Source organism: Streptomyces sp. NBC_00464 (genome assembly GCF_036013915.1).
Lineage (GTDB): Bacteria > Actinomycetota > Actinomycetes > Streptomycetales > Streptomycetaceae > Streptomyces.
On record NZ_CP107899.1, the window covers coordinates 2,012,230 to 2,028,525 of the forward strand.

Sequence of the window (16,296 nt, forward strand, 5' to 3'; positions counted from 1 at the left end):
GTGACCGCGTGAACAGCACGGTCAGGGTTTCGGGACTGACGGTCCGCCACCGTCGCACGACCGCGCTGGACGCCGTCGATCTCGACTTCGCGCCCGGCGTGCACGGCCTCCTCGGGCCGAACGGCGCCGGCAAGACGTCGCTGATCAGGGTGGTGTCGACGGCCGTCGCACCGGCCTCCGGGCGGGTCGAACTGCTCGGCAGCCAGGTGGGTGCGGACGCGGACCACCGCAGCCGCGCGGCGGTCCGGCGCAGGCTCGGCTATCTGCCGCAGGAGTTCGGCTACTACCCGGGCTTCACCGTCCGCGAGTTCGTCGCCTATGTGGCGTGGCTCAAGGAGATGGACGGCGCCCTGATCGCGGGCGCCGTGGAGCGTGCGGTGGACCGGGTGGGCCTGACGGACCGCATCGATGCCCGGATGAAGACCCTGTCGGGCGGGATGGTCCGGCGCGTGGGCATCGCGCAGGCGATCGTCAACGAACCGGAGCTGCTGCTGCTCGACGAGCCGACCGCCGGGCTCGACCCGGAGCAGCGGGTGGAGTTCCGCGCGCTGATGCGGGAGCTCGGCGAACGGGCCACGGTCATCCTCTCCACGCACCTGGTCGAGGACGTGGTCACGGCCTGCGCCGATGTGACGCTGGTCGAGGCGGGCCGAATCGCGTACCGGGGGACGACGGCCGAGCTGGCGGCCCTGGGCAGCGACGGGGACCGGCTCGACGGCAGCCCCATCGAGCGCGGCTACACCGCGGCCCTGCTCACCCACCGTTCGACGGCGGCCGCCCGATGACGACGACCGACAACTCCGTTGCCCGGAAAGAGGAGCAGGACGCCTCCGGGTCCGCCCGCTCCCCCGTCGCCGCGTACCGGCCGACGCTCCTCGCGCTGCGGACCGAGCTGCGCCGCGGCATCGCGCCGTGGACCGGTGTCTGTACGGCGGTCATGCTCGCCGTCACCATGGCGGCCAAGGCCGATACCTGGCAGGGGAGCTGGGGCGAGACCCAGGGACTGCTGCATTCCGGCGCCACCCTGCTCGTCGGCCCGCTGGTGGCGGCCGCCTCCTGCTGGCAGGGCGCCCGCGAGCACCGGCGCTCGACCACCGAACTCTGGCTCTCCACCCCGCGCCCCAGGTCGACGCGGGCCGTGGTGGCCGCGCTGCCGCTCGCGCTCTGGGCGGTCGCCGGGTATCTCGTCGCGCTGGCCGCCTCGCTGCTGGCCACCTGGCCGTACGCCGGGGGCGGGAGTCCGTTCCCGTCCTTCGCCGTCGCGGACAGCGCCTTCCTGGTGGCCGTCGGACTGGTCGGGTTCGTCGTCGGGCAGCGGTGCCGGTGGCGGCTGGCCGCGCCCGTTCTCGCCGCGCTGCTGTATCTCGTGCTGGGGGTGCCGAGCTACTCCGAGTCCTCGGCCCAGTTCCTCGACCCGGCCGTGCAGTACGCGCTCGACGGGTCGCTGCCCGTGTGGTGGTTCGCCCCGGCGATGGTGGCCTGGACCTGCGGTCTCGCCCTGGCCGCTCTGATCGCCCATGCGGCCAGGCGCCGGTTCCTCGCCGTCGTACCGCTCGCCCTGGCGGCTACGGTCGCCGCGCTGATCGTGGACACCGGCCCCGGTCTGCTGCGGGAGGACCCGGCCACGGACCGCGTCACCTGCACGGACGGCACCCCGCAGCTCTGCCTGACCGGGTACGACGGGCCTCTGCTGCCGCAGGTCTCCCAGGCACTGTCCGGGCTGCTCGGCCGGCTGGACGGAGTGCCGGGGGCGCCGGTCCGCTATGTGGACCAGGAGACGCGGCCGGGCTCCGGTGCTGCCTGGATGCCGACGCCGAACCTCGGCTGGTACCTCCTGCGAGGACGGCTGCAGCATGCGGAGGACTTCGCCTGGCAGGTGGCCTACCGGTTGGCGAACCGGGAGTGCCCGGACGCCGTCCACACCGGCCGGGTGACGGCGACCGACGACGCCGTCACGAACTGGCTCGCCGGCGCGTCGCAGAGCCCCGGCGCATCGCCTGCCCCCGGCGCGGAGAAGTCCCCGCAGCTCCGTCGGCTCGAAGCCATGCCGGCCCCCGAGCGCCGGGCCTGGCTCGGCCGCTTCCTGGCCACGCACACGAGCTGCTCCCCGTCGGAGGTGCCCGTCCTGTGAACACGGCCGCCGGAACCACCACGAAACGTTCGGCACTCCTCCCCGTCCTCTATATGCGCTCCCGGGGCCTCCCCCGCACCGCCGCCGCGCTGGCCTGCGTCGTCCTCCTCGCCGCCTGGTCCGCCGACCGGCTGGAGAGTCACTTCGACCCGGGCGCCCGCGTCCCGGTCCTCGTGCTGGCGCCGCTGCTGGTGTCCGCGGCCATCGGCACCAGCCTGTACGCCGCCGCCGACGAGCTCGACCGGACCGCGGTGCACCGCTGGTGGCCCCGGCGGCTGCTGCACCTGCTCGCGCTCACCGTCCCGGCCGCGGCGGCTCTCGCGCTGGCCGTCCCCGGGCATCCCGGGGAGTTCGGCGCCCCGGGCATGATCCGTAACGTGCTCGGCGCCACCGGGGTGGCGGCCGCCTCCGCAGCCCTGATCGGCGCCCGGCTGAGCTGGCTGCCGATGACGGTCTACGGCGGCGCGGTGTACCTGGCCGCACCGCGCACCCCGGGCGGCGCGGCCTCCGTGTGGGCCTGGCTGATGCAGCCGGGGCCGCAGCCCGGGGCGTGGGGGGCGGCGCTGCTGGCGTACGCGGCGGGGACCGCGCTGTTCGCGGTACGGGGCGCCCGCCCCGAACGCGGCTGACCGCACCCCGATCGGCCGGTGTTCGGCTAAACCGCTGGCCCGGCCACTGCCGGGCGGGCCAGGATGACGGGAACACCGACCGCCATCCACCGGAGACCAGCGCCATGCCCCTCATCCTCGGCCCCGACGCCCTCGCCCCCGTCACCCTGGACCGCCGCGAGGGACCGTACGGAGAGGTCGTCCTGCGCAGGCGGGGCGAGGACTTCGAGATCATCGCCAACGGGTGCTTCCTGATGGACACCTCGGACGGGCGCTCGGAGCGGCTGCTGATCGACGCCGCACTTGCCGCGCTGCCCGCCGGCCGGCCCGCCCCGGCGGTGCTCATCGGCGGACTCGGCGTCGGGTTCTCGCTCGCCCGGGCCGCCGCCGAGCCCCGGTGGGGCCGGATCGCGGTCGCCGAGCGGGAGCAGGCCATCGTCGACTGGCACCTGGACGGGCCGCTGGCCGGGATCTCGGGGGCGGCGCTCGCCGATCCGCGGACCGCGGTCCTGACGACGGACCTCGTCGCCTACCTCCGTACGACTACGGACCGTTACGACGCACTGTGTCTCGACATCGACAACGGGCCGGACTGGACCGTCACCGAGGACAACGGAAATCTGTACTCCCCGGCCGGACTCGCCGACTGCCACGCGCGGCTCACGCCGGGCGGCGTGCTCGCGGTGTGGTCCGCACAACCGTCCGCGGAGTTCGAACAGGCCTTGCGGAATGCCGGATTCCATGGGGTAAGGACGGAAGAGGTAGGTGTTGCCCGAGGTGTGCCCGACGTGGTCCATCTCGCAATTCGAGCGGACTGAGATCCCCCCGCCGGGTATGCGGGACCCCCGGACGCCCGGGGGCCAAGTGTCACAAGCGCGACACTCCGCCTCCCCTGTTCCCCCGGACCGCCCCCGCGGCCTTGCACCCTGCGTAGCCGGGAGCCCTCCGCTGCCTTTACGCTGCTGACCGACAGCGGGATCACCCACGAAATTCACGAGCGAAAACCGTACGTCCGGGGGAATGGCCTCCGTGAGAACGGGCAGGGGCGGGGCGATGGAACAGACACACACCACCCACACAGGTGTCGCGGCCACCCCGGGCGCACAGCGCCGCGTGCTGGTGGTCGAGGACGACGCCACGATCGTCGATGCCATTTCCGCCCGGCTGCGGGCCGAGGGCTTCCTGGTGCAGACCGCACTGGACGGCCCGGCGGCTGTGGACGCGGCCGAGGCATGGCAGCCGGATCTGATGGTGCTCGACATCATGCTTCCCGGCTTCGACGGCCTGGAGGTCTGCCGGCGCGTGCAGGCCCAGCGCCCGGTGCCGGTGCTGATGCTGACCGCCAGGGACGACGAGACCGACATGCTCGTCGGTCTCGGTGTCGGTGCCGACGACTACATGACGAAACCGTTCTCCATGCGTGAGCTGGCGGCCCGGGTGCACGTCCTGCTGCGCAGGGTCGAGCGGGCCGCACTGGCCGCCGTGACGCCGCGCAGCGGAATACTGCGCCTCGGCGAGCTGGAGATCGACCACGCGCAGCGCCGGGTGCGGGTGCGTGCGGACGATGTCCATCTGACGCCGACCGAGTTCGACCTGCTGGTCTGCCTGGCCAACACCCCGCGCGCGGTGCTCTCCCGGGAGCAGCTGCTGGCGGAGGTCTGGGACTGGGCCGACGCCTCGGGCACCCGTACCGTCGACAGCCACATCAAGGCACTGCGCCGGAAGATCGGCGCGGAGCGGATCCGCACCGTGCACGGTGTCGGCTACGCCTTGGAGACCCCGGCGCCATGAGCGGGCCCGGGTCGGGGCTGCGGCCGTTCTCCATCAAGGCCAAGCTGGGCACGCTCGTCGTGGTCTCGGTGTTCATCACGACCGGGCTGCTCATGGTGGCCCTGCGGACGCGCACCGAGCTGCGGTTCATCACGGTGTTCTCGGTGATCGCGACCCTGCTGATCACCCAGTTCGTGGCGCACGGGATGACCGCGCCGCTGGACGAGATGAGAGCCGTGGCCCGGTCGATCTCGCACGGCGACTACACCAGACGGGTGAGCGGCGCCGACCGGCGCGACGAGCTCGGTGACCTGGCACAGACGATCAACCTGATGGCGGACGATCTGGCGGCCGTGGACCGGCACCGCAAGGAGCTCGTGGCGAATGTCTCACACGAGCTGCGCACCCCCATCGCGGCGCTGAGAGCCGTGCTGGAGAACGTCGTGGACGGGGTGTCCTCGGCCGATCCGGAGACGATGCGCACGGCGCTGAAACAGACGGAGCGGCTCGGCCGGCTGGTGGAGACGCTGCTGGACCTGTCCCGGCTGGACAACGGCGTCGTCACGCTGAAGGCCGGCCGCTTCGAGGTGTGGCCCTATCTGTCGGGGGTCCTCAAGGAGGCGAACCTCGCCGCCGCGCACCGCCGGCTGTCCTCGGGCTCCGGCAACCACGCCCGTAAGGACGTCCATCTGCACCTGGACGTGTCCCCGCCGGAGCTGACCGCGCACGCGGACGCCGAACGGCTGCACCAGGTGGTCGCCAACCTGATCGACAACGCGGTGAAGCACAGCCCGCCGCACGGCCGGGTCACGGTGCGCGCCCGCCGCGGCGCGCAGCCCGAGTCGCTGCACCTGGAGGTCATGGACGAGGGCCCCGGCATCCCGGAATCCGAGCGGCACCGGGTCTTCGAGCGTTTCAACCGGGGTGAGATGCCGTCCCCGCACGGTCCCGGCAGCGACGGCGGTACGGGGTTGGGCCTGGCGATCGCCCGCTGGGCGGTGGATCTGCACGGCGGCCGGATCGGGGTGGCCGAATCGGCTCGCGGCTGCCGCATACGCGTCACTCTTCCGGGGATCCATCAGCCGCGAGGTTGACATAGGGTTCGAACCGGAAGGGCACGTTCTACGTGTTCTGTTCAAGGGGTACGGTCCAAGGGGCCGTAACTGCGGCCTCGCGTACCCGGAGCGAAGCGGAACCAAGCTTGTTTCCCGCCATTTCCTGCCCCGAAACCCGACTTTCGATGTGACTTGCACGACGAAGACCGGCCCGGCCTGCATGGAACGGCCGGGGAGGCGTAGCCTTGATTTCCGCTGTCCATCACCTTGTGAAGCGGAAGAGGGCGGTTGCCGCCGTGTCGTCTCAGTCCCCCAGTAACTCGAGCATCTCGACCGACCAAGCCAGCCCGGGTACGAACCCGGCTGCTGCTTTCGGGCCCAATGAGTGGCTCGTCGACGAGATCTACCAGCAGTACCTCCAGGATCCCAATTCGGTCGATCGCGCCTGGTGGGACTTCTTCGCCGACTACAAGCCGGGTACGTCCGGCACGGCGGACAAGCCCGTTCCCGGCGCCGCAGCCGCGGGGGCTGCGGTGCCTGCGGCTCCGGCCGCCACCGCGCCCGCCGCACCTGCGCAGCCCGCAGCAGCTCCGGCTGCGAAGGCCCCGGCCGCACCCGCTGCCCCGGCGCCCGCTCCGGTCACGCCCGCACCTGCCGCCCCGGCGGCACCGGTGAAGGCCGCCCCGGCGAAGGCAGCACCGGCTCCGGCCACGAAGGCCCCGGCCGCTCCGGCGACCGAGGCACCTGCCGGTCCGGAGTACGTGACGCTGCGCGGCCCGTCCGCCGCTGTCGCGAAGAACATGAACGCCTCGCTGGAGCTGCCGACGGCCACGTCCGTCCGCGCGGTCCCGGTGAAGCTGCTCTTCGACAACCGCATCGTCATCAACAACCACCTCAAGCGCGCCCGTGGCGGGAAGATCTCCTTCACGCACCTCATCGGGTACGCGATGGTGCAGGCCCTCAAGGCCATGCCGGCGATGAACTACTCCTTCGCCACCAAGGACGGCAAGCCGACCCTGGTGAAGCCGGAGCACGTCAACCTCGGCCTCGCCATCGACCTGGTGAAGCCGAACGGCGACCGCCAGTTGGTCGTCGCGGCCATCAAGAAGGCCGAGACGCTCAACTTCTTCGAGTTCTGGCAGGCCTACGAGGACATCGTCCGCCGGGCCCGCAACGGCAAGCTCGGCATGGACGACTTCACCGGAGTCACCGCCTCGCTGACCAACCCCGGCGGCATCGGCACCGTTCACTCGGTGCCCCGCCTGATGCCCGGACAGGGCCTCATCATGGGCGTCGGCGCGATGGACTACCCGGCGGAGTTCCAGGGCACGTCGCAGGACACCCTGAACAAGCTGGGCATCTCCAAGGTCATGACGCTGACCTCGACGTACGACCACCGGGTCATCCAGGGCGCCGCCTCCGGCGAGTTCCTGCGGATCCTCTCCCAGCTGCTGCTCGGCGAGAACGAGTTCTACGACGAGATCTTCAAGGCGCTGCGCATCCCCTACGAGCCGGTCCGCTGGCTCAAGGACATCGACGCCTCGCACGACGACGACGTCACCAAGGCCGCACGGGTCTTCGAGCTGATCCACTCCTACCGGGTCCGCGGCCACGTCATGGCCGACACCGACCCGCTGGAGTACCACCAGCGCAAGCACCCCGACCTGGACATCACCGAGCACGGCCTCACCCTGTGGGACCTGGAGCGGGACTTCGCGGTCGGCGGTTTCGCCGGCAAGACGATGATGAAGCTCCGCGACATCCTCGGTGTGCTGCGTGAGTCGTACTGCCGCACCACCGGCATCGAGTTCATGCACATCCAGGACCCGAAGCAGCGCAAGTGGCTCCAGGACCGGGTGGAGCGTCCGCGCCCCAAGCCCGAGCGCGAGGAGCAGCTGCGCATCCTGCGCCGGCTGAACGCCGCGGAGGCGTTCGAGACCTTCCTGCAGACGAAGTACGTCGGCCAGAAGCGGTTCTCGCTGGAGGGCGGCGAGTCCGTCATCCCGCTGCTCGACGCGGTCATCGACTCCGCCGCCGAGGCCCGCCTCGACGAGGTCGTCATCGGCATGGCCCACCGCGGCCGGCTGAACGTGCTGGCGAACATCGTCGGCAAGTCGTACGCGCAGATCTTCCGGGAGTTCGAGGGCAACCTCGACCCGAAGTCGATGCACGGCTCCGGCGACGTCAAGTACCACCTGGGCGCCGAAGGCACCTTCACCGGTCTGGACGGCGAGCAGATCAAGGTCTCGCTGGCCGCCAACCCCTCGCACCTGGAGGCGGTCGACCCGGTCCTGGAGGGCATCGCCCGCGCCAAGCAGGACATCATCAACAAGGGCGGTACGGACTTCACCGTCCTGCCCGTCGCGCTCCACGGCGACGCGGCCTTCGCGGGCCAGGGCGTCGTCGCCGAGACGCTCAACATGTCGCAGCTGCGCGGCTACCGCACCGGCGGCACCGTGCACGTGGTGATCAACAACCAGGTCGGCTTCACCGCCGCCCCGGAGTCCTCGCGCTCCTCGATGTACGCCACCGACGTGGCGCGCATGATCGAGGCGCCGATCATCCACGTCAACGGTGACGACCCCGAGGCCGTCGTCCGCGTCGCGCGGCTGGCCTTCGAGTTCCGTCAGGCGTTCAACAAGGACGTCGTGATCGACCTCATCTGCTACCGCCGCCGCGGTCACAACGAGGGCGACAACCCGCAGTTCACCAACCCGCAGATGTACACCCTGATCGACAAGAAGCGCTCGGTGCGCAAGCTGTACACCGAGTCCCTCATCGGTCGTGGAGACATCACTCTGGAAGAGGCGGAGCAGGCGCTCCAGGACTTCCAGGGCCAGCTGGAGAAGGTGTTCGCGGAGGTCCGCGAGGCCACCTCCGCCCCGGCCCAGCCGCATGTCCCGGACGTCCAGGCCGAGTTCCCGGTGGCCGTGACCACCGCGGTCTCCCAGGAGGTCGTGAAGCGGATCGCCGAGTCGCAGGTCAACATCCCCGACCACATCACCGTCCACCCGCGCCTGATGCCGCAGATGCAGCGTCGTGCGGCCTCCGTGGAGGACGGCACGATCGACTGGGGCATGGGCGAGACCCTGGCCATCGGTTCGCTGCTGATGGAGGGCACCCCGGTCCGGCTCGCCGGCCAGGACACCCGCCGCGGCACGTTCGGCCAGCGCCACGCGGTGCTGGTCGACCAGGTGACCGGCGAGGACTACACCCCGCTGCTCTACCTCACGGACGAGCAGGCCCGTTACAACGTCTACGACTCGCTCCTCAGCGAGTACGCGGCGATGGGCTTCGAGTACGGCTACTCGCTGGCCCGCCCGGAGTCGCTGGTCATCTGGGAGGCCCAGTTCGGTGACTTCGTCAACGGCGCGCAGACCGTCGTCGACGAGTTCATCTCCTCGGCCGAGCAGAAGTGGGGCCAGACCTCCGGCGTCACGCTGCTGCTGCCGCACGGCTACGAGGGCCAGGGCCCGGACCACTCGTCCGCCCGCCCGGAGCGCTTCCTCCAGATGTGCGCGCAGGACAACATGACGGTCGCGATGCCGACCCTGCCGTCGAACTACTTCCACCTTCTGCGGTGGCAGGTGCACAACCCGCACCACAAGCCGCTGATCGTCTTCACCCCGAAGTCGATGCTCCGCCTCAAGGCGGCGGCCTCGAAGGCGGAGGAGTTCACCACCGGCGGCTTCCGCCCGGTGATCGGCGACGACTCGGTCGAACCGAGCGCGGTCCGCAAGGTCGTCTTCTGCGCCGGCAAGGTCTACTACGACCTGGAGGCCGAGCGTCAGAAGCGTGGCGACACGGAGACCGCGATCATCCGTCTGGAGCGCCTGTACCCGCTGCCGGGTGCCGAGCTCCAGGCCGAGATCGCCAAGTACCCGAACGCCGAGAAGTACCTGTGGGCCCAGGAGGAGCCGGCCAACCAGGGTGCCTGGCCGTTCATCGCCCTGAACCTGATCGACCACCTGGACCTGGCCGTCGGCGCCGACGTCCCGCACGGTGAGCGCCTGCGCCGCATCTCGCGGCCGCGCGGCTCGTCCCCCGCGGTCGGCTCGGCCAAGCGCCACCAGGCCGAGCAGGCACAGCTGGTCGCGGAGGTCTTCGAGGCCTGACCGGTCGCAGTACGCACGGAAGGGGCCCGGCTCCGCGAGATAGTCGCGGGGGCGGGCCTTCGGCGTGGGTGCGGGGGCATTCCTCAGATGAGGAGTGGCTCGAAGGGCCAGAAGGGCAGGGATCCGGCCCGTGCCGGATCCTCTGCCTCCCGGCAGGCGATGCTGAGCGGATGGCCCGGTCCCACCGCCGCGGTCGCCCGGCCCCCGTTCAGCGGGCCCAGCACATGCGCCTCGACGGTCCGCCCGCTCCTCGTCCGGACGATCGTCGCGTTCAGGGCGCAGCCGATCGCCCACGGGTGCCTGCTCCCGACTGCCTCCGCCATCAGGGTGCGGGCGCGTTCGATCTCGTAGGCGGCGGCGTCCGGATCGCCCATGGTCCAGCGCATCAGCCCCAGATTGCCCTCGACGCCGATCGTGTACGGATGCCGGTCACCCAGCATCCTCCCGTAGCCGACCACCACCTGTTCGTGCAGTTCCAGGGCCTGCCGGGGTTCACCGGCCTCCCTCTGCGCCGTGGCGACGGCCGTGGTGATCAGCAGAGTGAGGGGGTCGCCCTCACCGAGGAGCCGCAGTGCGCTCTGCCTGGTCGCGGCGAGCGCCGGAAGGGCCGGCCCAGCTCCCTCCAGAGCGTACTGACAGAGCGTCAGGTGATACTGGGCGCGCAGCGTCTGCGGGTTGTTGCTGCCCATCCCCCGCAGATGACGTCCGACCGTGTCCCGCAGGGCGAGCTCCGCCTCCCGGTGCCGGCCGAGCAGCCGCAGGTCCATGGCGAGGTTGATCTCCGAGTACAGAGTCGGCGGCGCGTTCGGCGTCAGGACGGACCGGCGTAGCGCCAGGGTGCGTTCGTCCTGTTCCTTCGCCTCCTCGTACCGGCCGAGCAGCCGCAGCGATACAGCGAGGTTGTTCTCCGCGTTGAGCGTGCGGGGGTCCTCGGGGCCGAGCAGCCGCCGGTCGCGCTCCAGGATCGAGGCGGAGAGGTCCAGCGCCTCCTGGTAGCGGCCGAGGCCTCGCAGATCGGCGGCGAGTCCGCCGGCGGCCCGCAGATGGTCCAGGTCCATCTCTCCGCGCTCGGCGACCAGGAAGTCGGCGGTGGCGCGTTCGACGCGCTCGCTGCCCCTGTAGTCGCCGAGGGCCCGCAGCAGGTTGGCGTAGTGGTGGCGCAGTGCCCAGATCCGTGGGTCGGCCGGTCCGAGCAGCCGTTCCCAGGACTCCGTCACCGGCCGGGCGAACCGGATGCCGCTGACGTACTCCCCCGAGAGGTACATGTACCGGAGGCAGTTGAGGATCAGCTGGTGCACCTGCGGGTCCGCACTGTCCACGACCCCCGCCCATTCGAGGTGAGGGGTGAGCGCGGCGTAGGCGGGCCAGTGACGGATCTCCGACGGGTCACCGGGGTCGGCGGCGGCGAGAGCGCGACAGGCGATGTCGGCGCAGTGCTGCCGTTCGTGTTCCGGCATGTCCTTGCGGACGATCTGGTGGACCATGCGGTGCAGATGGATCGACTCACCAAAGGACGCGTCCGTCTCCACGCGGACCACCGAGTACCGGCGCAGCTGGCCGATCGCCCGTTCCCAGGTCTGCGGATCATTCAGCGGGCTCGCTGCCTGTCCCGGCCGTTCCCGGCGCGGAACGGTTCTCAGCAGTCGTACGGGGATGGAGCCGGGTGCGAAGAAGCTGCACAGGCGCAGCAGGTCGAGGGACTCGGGGACGGTGTCGCGGAGTTTGTTGAGCAGTATCGACCAGGCGGTCTGGAAGGCCAGGGGGAAGTCGGCGGAGACCCTGATGACGTCCTGGTCGATGCCACCGCCGAGGAGGTCGATGTACTCCTCGACCGACATGTCCGAATCGTTGAGCCACCCCGCCGACTGGTCGAGCAGCACCGGCAGGTCCTCCAGTGCCTCGGCCAGGCGGCCCGCCTCGGAGTGCGTCAGCCGTGGGGCGCGGCGGCGGATGAAGGCGACCGACTCCTCGCGCTCGTAGACCGGCACCTCGACCAGGTTGCTGTCGTGCTCGCTCCATTCGGGGTTGCGGGAGGTGATCAGGACGTGTCCGGGGCCGGTCGGCACCAGGTCCCGGATCTGGTCGGGTTCGTCCGCGCCGTCCACGATCAGCAGCCACCGGGAGTACGGGTCGCCGCGGCGCAGTGAGTCCCGGACCGCGCGGAGACGTTCGCCGTACTCCGCCCCGGTGGACAGGTCCAGCTCGGGAGCGAGTTCAGCGAGCCTCTGCCGGTAGAGCGCACGCCTGTCGCCGGGCACCCACCACACCACGTCGTACTCGGAACCGAAGCGGTATACGTACTCGGCGGCAAGCTGCGTCTTGCCGACGCCCGGCAGTCCGTGCAGGGTGACGACGGCGGCGTCGGCCCGAGCGCTCTCCAGCGTGTCGAACACGACGGAAAACAGTTCCTCGCGCCCGGTGAAGCGGACGTTGCGGCGGGGGATCCCGCCCCACACCTGCGGCATCTCGGCCGGGAAGCGGGAACCCACCCGCGCCTCGGCCTCCTCGGGCAGGGGCGTCGTGGGCAGACCCAGCCGCTCCAGCAGCCGCCACTCCCCCTCGTTCGCACCGACACCCGTGAGGTCCGCCGCCTCGAGGAGCGAGGCGGCGCCGGGCAGTGGCGCGGTGGTGACCGACACCGCGGCGAACCGGTCGGGGTCGGGGGCGACGACCTCGCGCAGCGCTCCGTCCCACTCCTCGTGGCTGCGCGGGCCGAGCTGGAAGTACCACTCGCTGAACAGGAGCAGAACCCGGCCCGGGGCGAGCGTGAGGTCCCGGAGGGCATCCGCCAGCGGCAGCTCGGTCGGCGGGTTCCAGCGCTGGTAGCTCACGTTCACCCCGCGCCGCTCCAGCCGGTCCGCGATCCACGCCGCCCAAGCCCGGTTGAACCCGGCGAAACTGACGGTGACGCTGGAGTCGAGCGCGTCGGCGGTGGCACCGGAGCCGGGCGGGTCGAGATGCGGACCGGACGGGCCGAAGTCCTCGGTCCGGCCGGGCGGGCCGGTTCTCCCCGGCAGGTCGGCGAAGCGATCGGCTGGGGCCGGGGACGGTGCCGACTCCGTGATGGAGCACGGCAGTTCTGCCTTGCGTATCGCAGCGCCCCACTGGTTGAAGACGGTCAGCCTCAGCACACCGTCGCCGGGCGAGGAGCCCGCGGTGACGAGGAATGTCGCCGGACTGTACGTCCCTCCGAATCGGTGCATGATGACGTCCGGGTCGTCGAGCACCTCGCAGACGAAGTGGGGTGCTCCGTCCAGGGTGACGCTGAAGGCCACTTCCTCCTCGTCGTACGGCCACGCGTCGCCGTCCGTCTCCCCCCGGTCGTCGAGAGGTCCGCGCAGGTCGATGCTGACGGCCTGGACGAGGCCGGGTTCGACCTCGGGCAGCCAGCCCGCGACGGGTTCGATCAGCAAGGGGCGTTCGTCCCGGGTCACGACGCGTTCGCCTCGGCCGGGTCCGGACCGTCGAGGGAGCGCCCGGTGAGGCGAACGGTGCTGAACGGGTGCCCGTAGTATTGGAACATCAGGCTGTACAGCAGCCGCAGCACGTTTCGCTGCCCCACGACGTCGAACGCGCCGTCGTCCCCGACCAACATCGGCACACCGCCTCCGGCGGTGAACGTCTCGTGGACCTCGGCCCGGAACGCCCGCAGCGCACGGGCCACCGGCCGTTCGGGGTCTTCGGTCAGGGTGTCGACGATCTGGCGGATCATGACGCGGGCCTCGGCGTCACCCACCTCGCCTGCCGAGACGATGCAGCCGCCGGCGCCCTTGTCGAGGAAGATCTGGGTGAAGCCCCGCAGTCCCTGCATACCGTCCCCGCTGTAGTCGAGGAAGCGCCCCGAGTGGCAGGCGTTGAGGCAGACCAGTGAGGCGTCCTGGCGCAGGCGGCGCATACCGAGCCGCTGATAGTCCGCCCACGTCGCACCGGCCAGGGTGAGCTTGCTGAGCTGGTCGTCGAACGTACCGTGACAGCCCATGTACACCAGGCCGGTCCGCTGTGCTTCGCCGTCGTCGAGGTTGCGGAGGAAGGCCCCGATCCCGAAGTGCGGGCGGTGGTCGTAGCCCTGGAAGAACTCCTGGTCACCGACCATGTCGGCGTGGAAGAAGCCCAGCACCGCACCCCTCGGCGCAACCGCCCGGTCCGGGAATCCGCCCAGCCAGCGCGCCACGTCGACGAGCGCGCCCAGAGGCCCTTCACGGAGCCCGGCGTCCGGGTCCGCGGGCAGCACGAGCGCCTCCCACGGCAGATCGAAACCGGTCTGGTCGAGGACGACGATCTGCAGGGCGTCACCATGGGCACGTCGGCACCGGTTGATCCACTCCGTCAGCAGATTCTGGTATCCCGACCAGCGTTCGATGGATTTGAAGAGTTCGGACGGAGGGGCACCGCCCTGCCGGGCCAGGCCGAGGTTGACGTCGACAGGGCGCAGGAAGCCGTTGCCCGTCGTGTACGGCAGCGTCTCCACACCGTCGCACCATGCCCGGACCCCGAACGCCTCCGGATCGCCCGGGTCGTCCCTGCGGTGGCGCACGACGAGGATGCGCGCGTACGTGGTGTCCGGCGCCCGGCCGGCGTGAGCGGGGGCGGGACCGAGCCGCCGCGGCTCCGCCGTGCGCGCCCTGTCCGGCACCGGGGTCCGCTGCCCGGGCAGTGCCTGAGCGGCCGATGCGACCATGCTGCGGATCAACCGCAGGCGGTCTTCACCCATGGCCGGCCGTCCGCGGATCCCGGTCCTCCCGGCCCGCGACGACCCCACAGCCGAGGGCCTCCGCCAGCGTGGCCGGCAGCCGGGTGCGCGGATGCCCGCCCGGGTCGACGACCACGCAGTGCAGCCGGCTCCGGCCCAGGGCGCGGAGGCGCGCGGCCACGGCCAGGGCGTCGTCGACGCCTGCCCGTTGAACCGGGCCTCGGCCACGCAGGCCGGAGCGGCTCACGGACAGCGGTACGTTGCCGCGGCCGTCGGTGACCACGACCAGCAACGCCTCGACGAGCCCGGCGCGGTGGTGACGGAAGGTGCGCCGCAGCGCGTGCGCGGCCCGGTCGAGGCCGTGCGCGAGCGGAGTGGCCCGGCCGGGTGGACGGGCCAGCGCGGCCGCGATCCGGGGATCCCGGGTGGAGCGGGCGGTGAACGCGCCGGCCCGCAGCTCGTTCGTCTCTCCCTCGCCGCCGACCTCGACGACCTGGACGGATGCCCGGGTGACGTAGGCCCATTGCAGGAACGGTTCGAGCGTGGTGTGCCAGTCCCAGTCCCCGCGGCAGGTGTGGTCGAGCACCAGGGTGAGCATCCGGACCGGTTCGGGCGCTCGGACATAGCCCCGCAGGTCCTGCGGGACGATCACCAGCGGTCCCCCGCCACCCCGGACCGCCCGGTATTTCGCGGCCTCCATCGCGGTACGTACCGGGGCCAGGTCCCACAGGTCGCGGGCGCGCCGCACCCCGACGACCGGGCCCCGCGAGGCGCGGGCGCCCGCCGAGCGCCGGGCGGGTGTCCGGAGCGTGCCGCCCTCCGGCCCCGGACCCGCCGTGTCCTCCGGGTACGGGGACGCGGAAACCGGCCGCTCCCCGCCCATCGGAGCGGGGCCGAGCGGTACTTCCGCTTCCGGGTCGTGCACCGGAACGCCGGTTTCGGTGCCCGGTTCCGGGTTGCGCCGCGACTCGGGCCGGGGCAGGTTCCGGCCGGACTCGGGAAGCATTGGCGTCTCCTGGTCCGGAGGCGCTTCGGGCGGTGCGTCCGGACGGTGGACGGTACGCAGGCGGATCAGCCGGGCGGCCCGGCCGACGTGGTCGGCGGTGGCCGTGAGGGGGCGGCCGGAGGGCAAGCTGTCGGCGGCCCCCGCCTGCTCGGCACCGTCCAGCAGGGCCAACGCACGGGCGATACGGGCCAGGGCGAGCGCCCGGCGGTGTCCGGTGTTCTCCGGGTCCTCCAGGTGTTCCAGCACCGTCGGAGCGAACTCCTCGGAGAGCGTGACGCGGGGGCGCTGCGTCGCCGGGTCGAGGGCCGTGGCCCACGCGTCGGGGAGCGCTCCGAGCGGGTCGGCGCCCCCGTGCGGCCGCAGTCCCGGGGTCGCGAGGCGTACGGGGAAGCGGTCCAGCAGGTGCGGGGAGAGCAGTTCGGCGTCCTCGGCCCGGCAGCAGGCCAGCCATCGGGCGCGGGGCCGCCAGTGGTGCCGGATGCCGGAGTGTTCGAGGGTGGCGGTGTCCGCACCGAGCAGCTGAACGGCCGCCCGCATGCCCGGGACGCTGAGCCGGGCCAGATCGGGCACGACGACGAGCCGGGGGTCGTTGTCCGTCTCGGCCAGCGGCCCAGGGCCGACGGTGAACTCGACACCTCTCGGTCCGCGGTGCACCCGGGGCCGTATCCACAGGTCCTCGTCGACCGTGGCCGCGTCGAGCACCGTCCGTGGCACGGTGCGGCCCGGGGCATGCCCCGCGGCCCGGCCGAGCACCTGGGCGAACACCCCGGTGACGGCGGACAGATGCTCAGGAGGGAGGTCGAAGAGCAGGACGCCGCCGAGGGACGGTTCGAGGGCGGAGCAGACGAGAGCGGCCAGCAGCCGGCGGGAGACGTCGTCCGGCTCCCGGGGATCCTCGACCTGCTCCGGATGGGCGGACAT

The 16,296-nt window shown here is 71.7% G+C and carries 10 protein-coding genes; 7 read left to right on the forward strand and 3 right to left on the reverse strand.

The features are described 5' to 3' along the window. The first annotated feature begins 8 nt into the window (after positions 1-8). The 7 genes from OG912_RS08605 to OG912_RS08635 all read left to right on the forward strand — a co-directional run bounded on the left by OG912_RS08605 (position 9) and on the right by OG912_RS08635 (position 9,679). A complete protein-coding gene (locus OG912_RS08605) occupies positions 9-785 on the forward strand; it encodes an ATP-binding cassette domain-containing protein (RefSeq protein WP_327708848.1) in 777 nt (258 codons plus the stop codon). Beyond that, complete coding sequence (locus OG912_RS08610; protein ID WP_327708849.1) at positions 782-2,131, forward strand: hypothetical protein; 1,350 nt, start codon at positions 782-784, stop codon at positions 2,129-2,131. Before OG912_RS08605 ends, OG912_RS08610 begins: the two co-directional genes overlap by 4 nt. A gap of 53 nt (positions 2,132-2,184) precedes the next feature. Further along, entirely contained in the window at positions 2,185-2,760 is a 576-nt protein-coding gene (locus OG912_RS08615; protein WP_327713375.1) for a hypothetical protein, read from the forward strand. Between the two features lie 104 nt (positions 2,761-2,864). Next, complete coding sequence (locus OG912_RS08620; protein WP_327708850.1) at positions 2,865-3,557, forward strand: spermidine synthase; 693 nt, start codon at positions 2,865-2,867, stop codon at positions 3,555-3,557. A 235-nt stretch (positions 3,558-3,792) separates the two neighbouring features. Continuing rightward, positions 3,793-4,530, forward strand: a complete 738-nt coding sequence (locus tag OG912_RS08625) for a response regulator transcription factor (protein WP_024491908.1) — start codon at positions 3,793-3,795, stop codon at positions 4,528-4,530. Next, entirely contained in the window at positions 4,527-5,603 is a 1,077-nt protein-coding gene (locus OG912_RS08630) for a HAMP domain-containing sensor histidine kinase (RefSeq protein WP_327708851.1), read from the forward strand. Before OG912_RS08625 ends, OG912_RS08630 begins: the two co-directional genes overlap by 4 nt. Positions 5,604-5,860: 257 nt before the next feature. Beyond that, positions 5,861-9,679 carry a multifunctional oxoglutarate decarboxylase/oxoglutarate dehydrogenase thiamine pyrophosphate-binding subunit/dihydrolipoyllysine-residue succinyltransferase subunit gene (locus OG912_RS08635; protein WP_327708852.1) on the forward strand — a complete coding sequence of 1,273 codons (3,819 nt, stop codon included), beginning with the start codon at positions 5,861-5,863 and terminating at the stop codon, positions 9,677-9,679. Between the two features lie 83 nt (positions 9,680-9,762). Here OG912_RS08635 and fxsT read toward each other — a convergent pair whose 3' ends face one another. The 3 genes from fxsT to OG912_RS08650 are packed head-to-tail and all read right to left on the reverse strand — an operon-like array spanning position 9,763 to position 16,296. Further along, positions 9,763-13,113, reverse strand: a complete 3,351-nt coding sequence (fxsT, locus tag OG912_RS08640) for an FxSxx-COOH system tetratricopeptide repeat protein (protein WP_327708853.1) — start codon at positions 13,111-13,113, stop codon at positions 9,763-9,765. After that, positions 13,110-14,390, reverse strand: coding sequence for a CHAT domain-containing protein (locus tag OG912_RS08645; RefSeq protein WP_327708854.1), 1,281 nt, complete (start codon positions 14,388-14,390; stop codon positions 13,110-13,112). The genes fxsT and OG912_RS08645 overlap by 4 nt, the downstream gene beginning before the upstream one ends. Beyond that, positions 14,383-16,296, reverse strand: coding sequence for a hypothetical protein (locus OG912_RS08650; protein WP_327708855.1), 1,914 nt, complete (start codon positions 16,294-16,296; stop codon positions 14,383-14,385). Before OG912_RS08650 ends, OG912_RS08645 begins: the two co-directional genes overlap by 8 nt.

Coding starts and splice junctions, on each gene's coding strand:
- OG912_RS08610 (WP_327708849.1), top strand. CDS start 782: ATGACGACGACCGACAACTCCGTTGCCCGGAAAGAGGAGCAGGACGCC.
- OG912_RS08615 (WP_327713375.1), top strand. CDS start 2,185: ATGCGCTCCCGGGGCCTCCCCCGCACCGCCGCCGCGCTGGCCTGCGTC.
- OG912_RS08620 (WP_327708850.1), top strand. CDS start 2,865: ATGCCCCTCATCCTCGGCCCCGACGCCCTCGCCCCCGTCACCCTGGAC.
- OG912_RS08625 (WP_024491908.1), top strand. CDS start 3,793: ATGGAACAGACACACACCACCCACACAGGTGTCGCGGCCACCCCGGGC.
- OG912_RS08630 (WP_327708851.1), top strand. CDS start 4,527: ATGAGCGGGCCCGGGTCGGGGCTGCGGCCGTTCTCCATCAAGGCCAAG.
- OG912_RS08645 (WP_327708854.1), bottom strand. CDS start 14,390: ATGGGTGAAGACCGCCTGCGGTTGATCCGCAGCATGGTCGCATCGGCC.
- OG912_RS08650 (WP_327708855.1), bottom strand. CDS start 16,296: ATGTCCGCCCATCCGGAGCAGGTCGAGGATCCCCGGGAGCCGGACGAC.